This is a genomic window from Shewanella sp. KJ2020 (assembly GCF_024197625.1).
In the GTDB taxonomy this organism is placed as follows: domain Bacteria; phylum Pseudomonadota; class Gammaproteobacteria; order Enterobacterales; family Shewanellaceae; genus Shewanella.
Map to the genome: position 1 here is coordinate 273,842 of NZ_JAKUKD010000030.1, position 13,753 is coordinate 287,594.

Here is a 13,753-nt window from a genome sequence, read left to right on the forward strand (position 1 = left end):
ATGGTGTGACAAGTTACAGCTTAAAGCGGTTGACCTCTTGCTGTAGCGACGCCGCTAAATGGGCGAGTTCTTGAGCCTGCACCATGGATGTTTGGGCTTCGATAGAGAGATTTTCAGAAACCTCACGGATGGACTCAGTGTTACGGTTGATTTCGCTGGTCACTGAGGTTTGCTCCTCAGCTGCGGTAGCAATTTGGCTCGCCATATCTGAAATATCATTAATGGCTTTGCTGATTTGCAATAGGCTTTCACTGGCCGAATTGGCATCGGACACACTGGTTTCTGCCATGGCGTGACTCTGGGTCATAGATTTAACCGCTTTGCCTGCCGTTTGTTGTAGGGTTTCAATCATGGCTTGAATTTCTTGGGTCGATGAATGGGTGCGTTGTGACAATACCCGCACTTCGTCGGCAACGACCGCAAAGCCTCGACCCTGTTCGCCAGCGCGAGCGGCTTCAATAGCTGCATTGAGGGCCAGTAGATTAGTTTGCTCGGCAATGCCGCTGATGGTCAGCAGGATACTGTTGATCTTCTGCGAGTGTTCATTAAGTTCACCGATAATACGGCCAGCGGTTTCCACTTCATTGGCTAAATTACGAATGGATTGCTGGCTTTGCATAACTTGCTTTTGTCCGTGATTTGATAGGCTTACGGCATTCTGTGCCGTTTGTGCCGTGTGCTCGGCATTGCTGGCAATTTCCTCAGTTGCGCTTGCCATTTCGGTAACCGCAGTGGCAACCATAGTCACTTCATCCTGCTGTACCTCAATACGTTGGCTGTTATCGGTTGCAGAAGCACTGCTACCTTTTGCTTGGTATTCGAGCTGGCCTGCAATTTTGTGCATCCGTGAAATCATACCGTGGAGACGTTCGACAAAGCGGTTAAAACCAGAGGCCAGCATACCTATTTCATCGTGCTGATTGGCAGTATGAATACGTACTGTTAAATCGCCATCTCCCTCGGCAATATCATTGAGCGCTTGGGCAACGCGTTCCAGATCTTTAAATTGGATTTTGAAAATGGCCACCAGAATCAAACCAAAGAGGAACAACAGCGCGGCACCAACGGCGGACATCCACCAAGCCAAATTAGTCGCTTGGGACATGATTTCCTGTTTATCCATAACGAAAATGAGCGCCCAGTCAGTGGAGGGGACTGCAGCGACATAGACTAATTTTGTCGTACCATCGAGATCTCGCTCCTCCATGGTATTGGCGTTAGCGCGTTGGGATAGCCAGCTGGTAGTTAAATTGCTGTCAATATTATTGAGTTGTTGGTTATTAAGTTGGCTATTGGGGTGGCTGATGATAAGACCCGCCCTATCAACCATTAACGTATAACCTTCACCCGGTACCTGAAGGCGCTGCACCGCATCGGTTAGTTGATCTATGGTTAAGTTTGCCGCAGCAACCCCAAAGAGTTGCCCTGAAACCATCACAGGTTCTGCTATGGTGACGACTTGTTTTTTTAAGGTCGCACTGACATAGGGGGCAGTCATTATCATCGCATTGGCGGCCTTCGCATCCATATACCAAGGGCGCACCCTTGGGTCATAGTTCGCGGTATTGAGGGATGGATCTTGGCGGTACATATTGCCTTGTTCATCACCGAAATACGTTAGAGCAAAGCCCATAGTATTGTGGGCTTGGAGTAAATACGGGGTTACTTGCACTGAAGGATCTGCCTCTATGGTTTTTTTGAGGCTAGTGATGGCGGTTTTTCGGTCTTGCATCCATAGACCAATACCTTGAGCAAAGGTATTAGCAAGCTGATCAATTTCATGCTGGGTATTTTCTAATGCATTATTTCTGATGAAATAACTGGAGATGCTGACCAAAACCGCAATGGTAATAAGTACGGCCATGAGACTGCTTAATAATAAGCGTGTTTTGAGAGTGGATCGCATATCTATTCCTTTATATTCCGTTAGCGCACTAAAGTTATTTTAGTATAGCGGCTGTTGGCGATAAAACCGGGTGAGGCCATCATTATTTTAATTAATTTAGTGGTTTACCTCATTATTTACCGTTTGCATAACGGTTTGATATCCATAAAGAATGGAACTAAATATCATTAAGTTATATTCGAATGATTAACAAAGGCAGGAGCTACATAAAGGCGTGATTTTTTAGCATGATGCTTTTCAAGGGATGTAAAAAGAGGCTCCTAGGAGCCCCTTAAAGTGATTTTGATATTAAAATCAATGGGTCATTTTATTCTTGATCAACACGCAACGCTGCTCCGCTTGGCGGGTTTCGAGCAGGGCACGGCGTCCGAGATTAGAGAGCCCGGTTTGACTATCTAACACTTTATCCAGTGCGGCAATACTCGTGTAGTTACAGTCAGTTGGGATTAAGTTTTTGCTATAGCTACGCATAAACACTGGCCCCTTTTTATCCATATCCACTAAGCTGGCTAAGCGCTCTTCTGCGGTTGCGGCATTCAATAGTTTTTGCTCGGCGGGGTATAAATGCTCCATCACAATACGCTGCTTCGCAAATGGCAGGGTGTCTGAATGCACCTTACTCAACCAGCGACGTTTAGCCGCGGCTTCTGGGCGAATAACCTGAGCCGCGAGGGCCGCTTTTTCACCCGAGTCCGAGTTATCCTTTGCCACTTCTTTGGTTAAACGTTGCTGCGCATTAGGGAAATCATAACGGTTGAGTTGGGTAATGATGCTCCAGCGTAGGTCTTGATCTAGCGTTAGGCCTTTGATTTTTGAAGTGCCATCTAAAAGCTGTGCAAGGTGACGCAGACTGTCGCGATCACTTGCGAGTTGTATATAGGCATTAAACCAACGACGTTGGAAGTCAGTATCATCTTTGCTTTCCATGGTTTTTCTTAGGCTCATCTGCGCTAGCCCTTTCACCGCATTCTCGGCATAGTTTTGCTGGATAGGGGCAATTTGCGCTAAGTATTCCTTTGAGCGCAGCAGGCTTGAGATAATTTGGCCGACGATAGTGTAATCCGTCTCCGCAGGTGCGTTGACAAACACTGTGCTCAGGTATTGATCTAAGCTCAAGTTACCTTCGCGCACGCTATCCCACAGGCTTTGCCACAGCATAGAACGCAGCAGTGGATCTGACACATTGCTGAGTTGCTGCTTGGCAGTCGTAAAGGACTTGTCATCTAATTCTACTTTTACAAAACCCCAGTCATCAAAGTTTGGATACACTAAATCCGGGCAACGCTCGCCAACTAATTGTTTGACTTCGGTGCGTTCGCCCTTATAGGTCACAGGGACTGTGATGTCATTTCTTAAATCGAAACGGCCCTGGGTGAATAGGGCTACCTGTACCTTTTGTTCGCGCAGTGTCGGCAGATCTGTACTTGCGGGGAGTTGCAATAGGCTAAACTCGCTGATGCGATTACCTTCACAGCGATATTCTGCTTTGATGGTATTAACCCCTGCGCTGTAGAGCCATTCCTGAGTCCATACCTTTAAGTCGCGCCCAGCCGCTTGGCCCAAACTATTGATAAAATCGTCTAGTTCGGCATTTTGATAGCTGTACTGTTTTAAGTAATTGCTGACACCGCGGCGGAACACCATATCGCCTAGCAAGTGGCGGAGTTGTTTCAGTGTCGAGGCTCCCTTTTGATAGGTAATAGCATCGATATTATCGAAGGCATTTTGTGTCGTTGCGACGGGGACTTCAATCGGGTGTGTGGTGACTAAACTGTCCTGTTCATAGGCTCTTTGCTTGCCTTGGGCATAAAAACTGCGCCAGGCATTGGTAAATTCGGTGGCTTCTTGGGTTGCAAGCGTTCCCATAAAAGAAGCAAAGCTTTCATTGAGCCACAGGCCGTTCCACCATTTCATGGTGACGAGATCGCCAAACCATTGATGTGCCATTTCATGCATAATAACACCAGCGAGGCTTTGTTTTTGCTCTGCCGTCATGGCCGCTTTATGGAGGAAATGATCCTCAGCAAAGGTCACTGCGCCCGCATTTTCCATCGCGCCATAGAGGAAGTCAGGCACCAAAATTTGATCGTACTTTTTAAAGGGATAAGGGATACCAAAATAGTTATCAAAGAAGGTTAAACCTTGTTTGGTATAGGTAAACCAGTCCTGGGGTGTCACTTGGCTGGCGACGGACTCCCGCGCAAATAAGCGCATTGGATAGCGGCCGGAGTTATCCTGCCACATATGGTAAGGCCCCGCATGCATTGAGAAGTTATAGGGACTCAATTTAGGCGTTTGTGGAAACTCCCAGCGATTAAAGGCCCCAACAGCGGTGATATTGGTTTCACGCATCGCACTGATCACTTGCCAATCCTTTGGGGCCGTTACCGTAATTTGGTAGTTGGCTTTAATATCAGGTTGGTCAAATACGGCAAACATCTGCTGCGCAGCGGCGGGTTCGAAGTGGGAATAGAGATACACTTTGCCATCTACGGGATCTTGGAAACGGTGTAAGCCTTCACCATTGGTGCTGTGGGCGCGGGTAAATTGTACTTCCACCGTGTTCTCGCCCGAGGTGAGTAAGCGGGTATTTAAGCTGATATAGGCGCCATTATAGTTAGGGTAAACGGCGGTGCCATTGATTATAAAACGTTTTATTTGTGCTTTATTTAAATCTAAGCTCAGTTGTTTTGGTACTTCACTTAAGTTGAAGGTCACCTTAGTGCTCGCGGTGAACTCTGCTTCACCCGTCAGTTGAAAATCCAGTGCATAGTGGACGTCGGAAATGACTTGGGAACGCAGACTCGCCTGATATTGGCTGATATAAGGGCTCGCATCCCGTGGCCCAGTATTGAGCGTACTTTGGGTTGCACATGACATTAATGCGGAGCAGGTTAGGGCGATCAGGCTAGCTTTAAACAAGTTCACAACTTAAATCCTTCAACGATTTGTTATCTTTTCTGCGCCGATGTTGGCATTCGTCTCGCCGTTGGCTGACCGTGCTGGCTTTACCCAAGGGGAGGGCAACGCCCAATCGTGGCATCATTGCAGTGTATTTTGGGGCAGTACACTACCTTATTTACCTTGGATAACCAATGTTAAAAATGTAAAAAAAAGCCAGCAATGATGCTGGCTTCTACGGGGCGATAGGGCACTGTGGGTGCCCAGCGCTATAATTACATACCTAAGAAAGACTTAGACTTAGTCTTACGGATTTCTTTTTCATCTGACCACTCAATCAAACCGGTTTCTAAATCCATTAGACGCATGGTCATCTTGTAGTAGACATCCTTAGTGCTACCGTCTTGTTTTACTATGCTAGACAGGTTGCCATAGAGCATATATTGGGCACCAATTTGACGACCAAACTTGATGGCGGTTGATGGATCAATCATGCCGGTATTATTTTGGTAATCCAGTTGCTTACGCACCGAATCAACCTTGGTCATATCGATAAAACGGAACTTGCCAGAACGTAACAGCTTATTGCTGATAGAGTCTGTCACTGACTCTGTATCAATATGCTCTGAGGTTTTGTTTTTAATGCTATCGACAAATAAAATTGGACGATTATTTGCAGTCATAGCGACGATTGGCGGGAAAGTCATCATGCTATCCACCATCTTAGCGGCGATGGCCTGCAGATCCGTTGAGCCAAAGTTTTCGTTGACGGTTTCAACTTCGGTGGCATCACCATACTCGACTTTAGATTGACATGCAGCCAGACCCAGTACGGCAGCCAGCACAAAAATCAGTTTAAATTGTTTCATAGTCAGTTCCATTTTGTGATTGTATAAACTTAATAACACACGTTTTATCCAAACATTCACCGCTAGATGATTATTGAATAAATTCGAGTGTAATTACCAGTATCAATTGCCCAGACTAAGGTGGTTTTGCCTGCTGCAACGTCAATTTTGGCTGGCGGAGCTTTATCTAACTGTAGAGTATATTCCCCCGGATTGAGATAACGTCTGCCGATCTGCGCCTGTTTAGGGAGCGTTAGCCAGCTGCGGCGATCCGCCTGTTCAGAGACTACGTTAAAAATCTGCATGGCAATACTGCCTATATCGGCGGCATTGTTGCCGGGCTTACCGCTTTTTTCGACCTGGTAGGCCATTTCTGATTTGGCGTATACCCTAGCGACTTGGCGCACTAAAGTGCCGGGCAAGTCTTCTTTTAATGCCGTGATGGCTAAGGCATCGATATTGGCAATAGGTTCAGTTTTGAGCACTGTACCTAAACCTTGCACTTGGGCTGGCTGCACAAAAGCATTATTTGGCCCATAGGTCGCCAGTGATACGGTCTGCCAGTTACCGTGTATGGTAAAGGGCACGGTCAGCGCTTGCTTCTCTGGGACAAAGCCACGCTCGACCATCAAGATCACTTGACCTTCACCGGATTTGGGCAGTTTAGCATCGCCCCAGCGCCGCTTAAATTCATCGTATTGGGGCATGCCTAGCTGTTTTGCAAGGCGGACTAAATCCTGTTGTAGATAGGTGTTATCAGGGGTAATTTGTGCCGCTTTGCGGTAATCAATAAAGGCATCGTTTGGCTCGCCGAGCACTTCATGCAGTACGCCAGTAGTGTAATAGCTGTAGGCATTTAAGAAAGAGCTGGTCACAGTGCCGGCGGCTTGCCCGAGTTTATTAACTTCAGCATCGACAGTACCATTTGCCATAGCTTGTACTGATTTTTGCGACTTTTGATAGCGTTCCTGCTCACTGCCTTGCAGCTCGTTACTGCGGCGAACTTCGACAAGCGCGCCCTGATAATCCCCACTGAATAAATAATTAAGTGCTTGATATTGATGTAACATAATGCGTTCATACCCTGGCCCACGGTAGGGGATCGCATTATCGTTTAGCACTAAACTACTGGCGGTGGCGCCCACATCACTTGCGCTAATTTTGGCTTTATCGTCAAAGGCGGTATAGGCCGCGACGGCCTGCTGATAGTATTGTTTGCTGCTGGCAAAGTCGCCGGCAACTTGAGCAATTCTCCCGGCTTCTTGGGCATAGAGTAGGCCATCGTTGCCTTGGATATTGCTCGCCAGTTTATCTATGCTCGCCAAGGGTGTTGCAGTGTTTAGCCCTTGTTTAATAGGCGCTATTTGCGAGGGATAATTGATAAAAATACTGTTATAGGCGCAACCACTGGCGCTTAACGCGAAACCGATAATTAAGCTGCTGCTAATGGCCGATTTTATCAAAGAATTGCTGAAGGTCATTTTCATGCTTGAGGGCGCCTTAAGATGGCATTGCCAATGGCGGCAATAGTCAATGATAGTGGCGTTTCTTCTAACATCTTATCTCTAAACATCGCATTCCCTGGATATTTACCTAGTTTCTAGTGGTCACAGTCTTAACGGATTCAATTGCAATTAGTAATGTGGTGGCGGCGTTTCTTCCGCTTGAGTTGCCATATTACTTGGCTCCATTGCCTGTAATCTACCGACTAATAATTGGATCTGGTGCTGCTGATGAGCTACGAGCCGATTCAGTTTTATCACTTCTTGGTTTAGCTCTTCGACCGTGATTTCCTGAAAAGCCAATTTCATTTGTAGCTCTTCAATCTGTGCTTGTACGCCTTGCATGACTAACCTCTATTGCTGCCAAGTCTCTACTAAGCCTTGGCTACTGATACTAACGACTTTATTGGTATCTCGAATTGCCACAGAGTATACAACGGCTCCTCGGTTTTGGCTGTTTTTAGTGAGTGCTACCTGCCATTTGCCGATTTGTTTCCCCGTATCTCGTTGCCAGAGTATCACCTCTCTGGCGGGGGTGCCGGTCAATAACTGGCTGTCTTGTTTAATAAAACGCACCGCAGAGAAGTTCATTTGGCGCCGTTTAATCTCTAATTGATTGAGTAACTTACCGCTAGTGTTGTCCCAGATTTTTGCTTCATTAGTGCTACCATTGGTAAAACTTAGGCTGCCACTATCATTAAGGGCAACTTTGGTGATCCGACTACTTAAGGTCCAAGTGTGCAGGGGTTGTCCAGTTTGTGCCTGCCAGAGAATGGCTTGCATATCGTTCGATCCTGTCAAGGCGATGCGACCATCGGCTGAAAGGGCGACGCTATTTACCCGCTCTTTATGACCCAGAAATTTGATCAACGCTGTTTTAGCCGCATTTAACGACATAACAGTACCATCATTAAGCCCGATTAAGAGGGCGCCTGTATCGGCAACTGCGACACTCTCACCCGATGAGGGTAATGACCACCAACCTATGGATTTACCGTCGGTTATTGTCCACAGTACAACTGAATCCCGGCTTAATGAGGCGGCAAAGAGCCCATTGGGGGAAATAGCGGTGCTCGTGACTCCGGTATTGATATCGCCATGTATCCATTGGTATTTAAGAGTGTGGGTGCTTAAGTCCCAATACTGGACGCCCTCATTTTGTGTCGCAACTAAGGCAAATTCGGCATTACTCGAGAGGCTAGCACTATAACTTGGCCCAGTGGTGAGGACGTTAATATCATCGGCTTTGGGCTGGCAAGCAGTCAGAAAAATGGTACAAATTACCAGCAGTAGATTTTTCTTCATGAACTTGCTCCTAAAGTTGGTGTCTCTAGTCTCGAGAGAGTGAGATTAATCACTGTTAACCCATAAAGAATCTAGTTGGTATAACTGAGATAACTAGTATAAAGTTGTCGCGCTTAGGTTATTGTAACCGCTTGAGGATGCTGAGGAAGCTTTAATGAAATCGATTTATAAATTATCGTTAGTTGCATTGGCTGTTATTGGCCTATCTGCTTGTAATCAAGAAGAAAAAGCAACAAACACAAGCGCAAATGTTGAATTAACGACAGAAGCTCAAAAAGAAGCATATAGTGTAGGCGCTTCAATCGGTCGTTACATGTCTGGCCATATCAAAGAGCAAGAAGAATTAGGCCTGCCAGTTGACCGCACTCTGATCGTTACCGGCTTTACTAACGGTCTGAATGATCAGCTGAAATTAACCGAAGAAGAAATGCAAACCATTCTTCAAGGTTTAGATAAAAAGTTAAACGACAAACGTCAAGAACAAGCTAAAGTCATTGCTGCGAAAAATATCGAGGACGGTAAAAAGTTCCTCGAAGACAACAAGGCTAAACCAGGCGTAGTCACCACTGAATCGGGTCTGCAATACGAAGTGTTAACACCGGGTTCTGGTGAAAAACCTGCCGCTGAAGACACAGTTGAAGTGGATTACGTTGGGACTTTAATCGACGGTACTGAGTTCGACAGTTCATACAAACGTGGTCAAACTGCTAAGTTCCCACTGAATCGTGTTATTCCAGGTTGGACCGAAGGCGTGCAATTAATGCCTGTAGGCGCTAAGTATAAGTTTGTTATTCCTGCAAACTTAGCTTACGGTGACCGCGATACTGGCACTATTCCACCTAACTCGACATTGATTTTCGAAGTTGAGCTGAAATCAGTTGAGAAGGCCCCAGCAGCACCAGCCGCTGAAGCTGCTAAAAAGTAAGTGGTTAGCTGCGACGTGTAATACACAGTCATTGAAAATACCGCTCCTAAGTGAGCGGTATTTTTTTGCCTTGAAAATACCGATTGTTTTAATGTGTTTGGCAAAGGCAGATGCAGCAAGGCTGAGATAACACGGATATGTTTAACCTTTAGATTTTATTTTGTCGGGTGGGTTGTTTATTGCAAAATAATGAATCCATAGTTAAGTTTTAAATAAATCAATTGGGCCTTGTATGGGCTCTTTTTTTATATTTTATTTGGTACTTCGTTCTGAATAATATCATTAAAATATCATATTTAAATATTGTCGATTATTTGGTCGTTGAAGAAGGCTAATCTAGTTTATGTGTATTAGTCTTACTGATTGTTTTTATTTGGCTAATACTTTTGTTTTATATGCCTGTTCTGCTTGGTGAACAATAAAATGTATATAATCATATACTCATCAATGTGTTACATGGTCAATGTGAGATCTTGCCCTCTTTTTTTACGCTTACAACTCTGAAATAATCCGCCCGCACGTTAATAGAAGTTAGCGGCAATATTATAATAATGGGGTTGATGATATGGATAATGTTAATAAGTTAACGGCTATTTCTTTAGCGGTTGCAGCAGCTTTACCTATGATGGCAAGCGCTGATGTGATGATTACTGAATATGTTGAAGGTAGCTCAAATAATAAAGCGATTGAACTATATAACGGCGGTGATACGGTAATTGATCTTGCTGGTTATAAACTGGTTCGTTATAAAGATGGTGCAACCGAAGCCGCAGATATGCAGGTCTTAGATGGCCAAACCATTGCGCCTAAATCCACTAAGGTTATTGTAAACTCCAGTGGTGCTATTACTCTGGCCCAAGGTGTCGATAGTTTCCCTGGCACATTAAGTTTTAACGGTGGCGATGCGGTTGCTTTAGTTAAAGATGGCAACGTTGTCGATATTATCGGTGATGTGCCAACTCCTGCGGGTTGGGGGCTCGACGTAACCCTCAAGCGTAAACTCGATTCATTAGTGGCAAACACTGTCTTCAATTCAGCCCAGTGGGAACAACTGCCTAAGGATACTTTTTCTGGTTTAGGTTCGTTAGACACGCCTGCTGAGCCTGAAGTACCAGTCTTTAGCTGCAGCGGCGCTAAAATAGTCCCTATTTATCAAGTACAAGGCGCTGGTGAGTCTAGTCCTTTCGTTCCTGCAGGTGCATTTGAGTCTGAAAGCGAAGTGACAGTGCGCGGTGTGGTCACTGCCCGTGGTGAAAGTTTGTTTAAAGGTTTCTATCTACAAGAAATTAAAGGGGATAACTCTCCTTACACCTCAGATGGCGTGTTTGTTTTCCTCGGTGAAGCGGCGCCCGAAGCGATTCAACCTGGGGTTGAAGTCTGCGTACAAGGTAAGGTGAAGGAATACTTCGGCTTAACCCAAATTGATATTAAAACCGACAAAAAAATTGATGTTGGCACTAAGGGAGAAGTCCCAGTTGCCGCGCCTTTCTATGTCGCCGATGGCGAAACCTTAGCCCAAGCGTTAGAACGTTATGAAGGTATGAATGTCGCCTTAGATGCGGGCAGCGATCTTAAGATCAGCCGTACCTTCAGCTATGATTATGCTGGCCGTCGTAATAACATGCTGGTGTCTTACAAAGAACCGTTAATGAAGTCGACACAGCTGTATCCCGCGCTTTCTGCCGAAGCGATGGCGTTAGTTAAATTTAACCTCGAAAACCAACTCTTTATCGAATCCGATTACAAACCAGCAGATGGTGTTATTCCATACTTCCCTGATTTCAATGTGGAAACGGGTTATATCCGTGTGGGCGATCAACTAACTAACCTGCAAGGTGTGATTGGTTATAGCTACGGTGCCTATCGTTTAGTGGCGACTAACACTATTACTGCCGGTGATTTTATTCGTGGTGATGATAGAACCGATGCGCCAAGCGTAGCGACTAAGGGCGATCTACGGGTCGCTAGCTTTAACGTATTGAACTTCTTCAACGATGTCGTTGGTGGCGATACTAACCCTTCAGGCAGCAACCGTGGTGCGTTGACCGAAGAGGAAATGCTGTTACAACGCACTAAAATTGTCAGTGCCATTACCGCGATGAATGCCGATATCGTGGGCTTAATGGAAATCGCTAACAATGGTTTTGGTGAAAAGAGCGCGATTAAAAACTTAGTCGATGCACTGAACGAGAAGCAAACCCCTGAAAACGCCTATAGCTTTGTTGAGATCGCCGATGCCGACAAGTATGACGGCAAATACTTTGGCTCCGATGCTATTACTGTGGGCATGTTATACCGTGGCGGCAAAGTGACCTTAGCGGGCGCTGCTCAGACGATTGAGACACCAGAGCAACACGCCAGTGCTGGTAGTGTGACTCGGACTAAAGATGGCAAGACGGAAACTAACCCAGGTAATGATGCTTACCAACGTCACAGTCTCGCACAAACCTTTAAGATCCATGACGAATCCCTGACTGTTGTTGTTAACCATCTGAAATCTAAGGGCTCAGGCTGTTTAGAGGATTGGGCTAACTTCGAAGAGTCGGTCGATCCAGCCGATCAACAGGGCAAGTGTAATGCTTTCCGTGTATCTGCAGCCAAAGTCTTAGGTGAAACGCTAAAAGATGTGAAGGGTGATTTACTGGTTATCGGTGATATGAATGCCTATGGTATGGAAGATCCTATCCGTGTATTAACCGACTTCGATGCAAGCAAATCAGATCGTGACATCATGACCGCCTCTTGGACGACACTCGATGGCAAAGTGTTTGAACGCCAAGGCAGCAAGATTGAGAAGGGTTATGGCCTGATCAACTTGAACACTAAGGCCCACGGTGCAGGTACTTATTCTTACAGCTATAACGGCGAGTTAGGTAATTTAGACCACGCTTTAGCCAATGCTAGCCTAGCTAAACGCTTAGTGGATATTGAAGATTGGCATATCAACTCAGTGGAATCGAACCTGTTTGAATACGGTAAGAAATTCTCTGGTGATCTAGCTAAATCTGAAAATGCGTTTTCTGCATCAGATCATGATCCTGTGATTGTCGCTTTAAGCTACCCAGCGCCAGTCGAGCCTCCAAAACCTGAGCCAAAGCCTAAAGATGATGGTGGTGCCTTGGGCTATTTAGGCTTAGCACTGATGTCCTTGTTTGGTTTACAACGTCGTCGCCGTTAATTCAGCAGTTTGATCATCACAAAGAAAATTTGTGAACTAAACTGAGAGCAAAGGGATGGTTAACCATCCCTTTTTTATGCTTTGTGCTTAACGGGGACGGGGGAATATATGATCGCTACGGCTGCTTATCCCATTCAGGGTGTGAAAGCACCCATGTGGTTTTATTTTGTCGCAACCTTTAGTTTATTGTGGAATATCATGGGATTCTTGTCGTTTGTTATGGAAATGACAATAACGCCGGAAGCGATGACTCATATGAGTCCTGAGCAAGTCAAGCTCTATGAATCTACGCCAGTATGGGTCGAATTTGTCTTTGGCTTTGCTGTGGTATCAGGGGTGCTAGGTTGTTTGTTGTTGATATTGAAAAAAGCCATATCTTATAAAGTGTTATTGGTATCGCTTGTCGCAGTGTTAGTGCAAATGGGTTATGTGTTTGGTATCCAAAATGCCGCCGTTGCCCTAGGAGCTGGCAGTCTTATTTTACCGAGTGCCGTGAGCCTGTGGGGGATTTTTCTCGTCTGGTTTAGTCATTTTAGTATCACCAAACAGTGGTTAACTTAAATGGATTTGAGCTTATTTAGTGCTGGTTAATCTATTGAACTTCATCCAGTTCCCAGTAAACTGCTTATTGGTTTTAATTACTAGGATGTTGAAATGAGTATTTGGTTTAGACCTGTAACCTTAGAAGATTGTGCACGTTTAGATGCCGGAATGGGTTGCAAAGGCACATTAATGCAGACCTTAGGGATAGAGATTAGTGAGATTGGCGACGATTATATGAAGGCCACTATGCCCGCCAGCCCTGCGGTGCATAACCCATTGGGCATAGTTCATGGCGGTGCGAATGTTGCCCTTGCCGAGACCGTTGCCAGTTATGCGGCAAATTTTGCGGTGGATTTTGAGCAGTACTATTGTGTAGGGCAAGAGATTAATGCCAACCACTTAAGGGCTTCCCGTAATGGGGTATTAATCGCCACGGCTAAACCTATCCATTTAGGAAAACGTAGCTCGGTATGGGAAATTTTAATCCATAACAGCGCCGGTGAACTGACTTGTATTTCACGGATGACGGCGGCTGTCGTTAAACGCTAAACGCTAAATGCTAAATGTGACGGACCAGCCCAAACGATTTTCTGTTGTGTAAAGCGTATCAATTGGTTGATTTAAATAATATATTAACAAGGATTA

The 13,753-nt window shown here is 45.4% G+C and carries 10 protein-coding genes; 4 read left to right on the plus strand and 6 right to left on the minus strand.

Going from position 1 to position 13,753, the window contains the following annotated elements; genetic code table 11:
* Positions 1 to 13: 13 nt before the first annotated feature.
* The 6 genes from MJO46_RS16535 to MJO46_RS16560 all read right to left on the minus strand — a co-directional run bounded on the left by MJO46_RS16535 (position 14) and on the right by MJO46_RS16560 (position 8,462).
* The gene (locus MJO46_RS16535) at positions 14 to 1,906 is read right to left on the minus strand and encodes a methyl-accepting chemotaxis protein (RefSeq protein WP_253990269.1); all 1,893 of its coding nucleotides are present in this window, start codon (positions 1,904 to 1,906) and stop codon (positions 14 to 16) included.
* A gap of 294 nt (positions 1,907 to 2,200) precedes the next feature.
* Positions 2,201 to 4,834, minus strand: a complete 2,634-nt coding sequence (pepN, locus tag MJO46_RS16540; RefSeq protein WP_253990270.1) for an aminopeptidase N — start codon at positions 4,832 to 4,834, stop codon at positions 2,201 to 2,203.
* A gap of 248 nt (positions 4,835 to 5,082) precedes the next feature.
* Entirely contained in the window at positions 5,083 to 5,676 is a 594-nt protein-coding gene (lpoB, locus tag MJO46_RS16545; RefSeq protein WP_198780871.1) for a penicillin-binding protein activator LpoB, read from the minus strand.
* Positions 5,677 to 5,738: 62 nt separating this feature from the next.
* Positions 5,739 to 7,142 carry a COG3014 family protein gene (locus MJO46_RS16550; RefSeq protein WP_253990271.1) on the minus strand — a complete coding sequence of 468 codons (1,404 nt, stop codon included), beginning with the start codon at positions 7,140 to 7,142 and terminating at the stop codon, positions 5,739 to 5,741.
* A gap of 147 nt (positions 7,143 to 7,289) precedes the next feature.
* Positions 7,290 to 7,502, minus strand: a complete 213-nt coding sequence (locus MJO46_RS16555) for a SlyX family protein (protein ID WP_253990272.1) — start codon at positions 7,500 to 7,502, stop codon at positions 7,290 to 7,292.
* Positions 7,503 to 7,511: 9 nt separating this feature from the next.
* Positions 7,512 to 8,462, minus strand: a complete 951-nt coding sequence (locus MJO46_RS16560; RefSeq protein ID WP_253990273.1) for a WD40 repeat domain-containing protein — start codon at positions 8,460 to 8,462, stop codon at positions 7,512 to 7,514.
* A 154-nt stretch (positions 8,463 to 8,616) separates the two neighbouring features.
* On the opposite strand from MJO46_RS16560, the gene fkpA reads away from it, so the two are divergent.
* From fkpA to MJO46_RS16580, 4 genes are all read left to right on the plus strand, one after another.
* Positions 8,617 to 9,387: an FKBP-type peptidyl-prolyl cis-trans isomerase gene (gene fkpA / locus MJO46_RS16565; RefSeq protein WP_253990274.1), complete on the plus strand. Its 771-nt coding sequence runs from the start codon at positions 8,617 to 8,619 to the stop codon at positions 9,385 to 9,387.
* A gap of 565 nt (positions 9,388 to 9,952) precedes the next feature.
* A complete protein-coding gene (exeM, locus tag MJO46_RS16570; RefSeq protein WP_253990275.1) occupies positions 9,953 to 12,565 on the plus strand; it encodes an extracellular exonuclease ExeM in 2,613 nt (870 codons plus the stop codon).
* Between the two features lie 108 nt (positions 12,566 to 12,673).
* Positions 12,674 to 13,126, plus strand: a complete 453-nt coding sequence (locus MJO46_RS16575) for a hypothetical protein (protein WP_253990276.1) — start codon at positions 12,674 to 12,676, stop codon at positions 13,124 to 13,126.
* Between the two features lie 93 nt (positions 13,127 to 13,219).
* Positions 13,220 to 13,657, plus strand: coding sequence for a PaaI family thioesterase (locus MJO46_RS16580; protein WP_253990277.1), 438 nt, complete (start codon positions 13,220 to 13,222; stop codon positions 13,655 to 13,657).
* Positions 13,658 to 13,753: the final 96 nt, after the last annotated feature.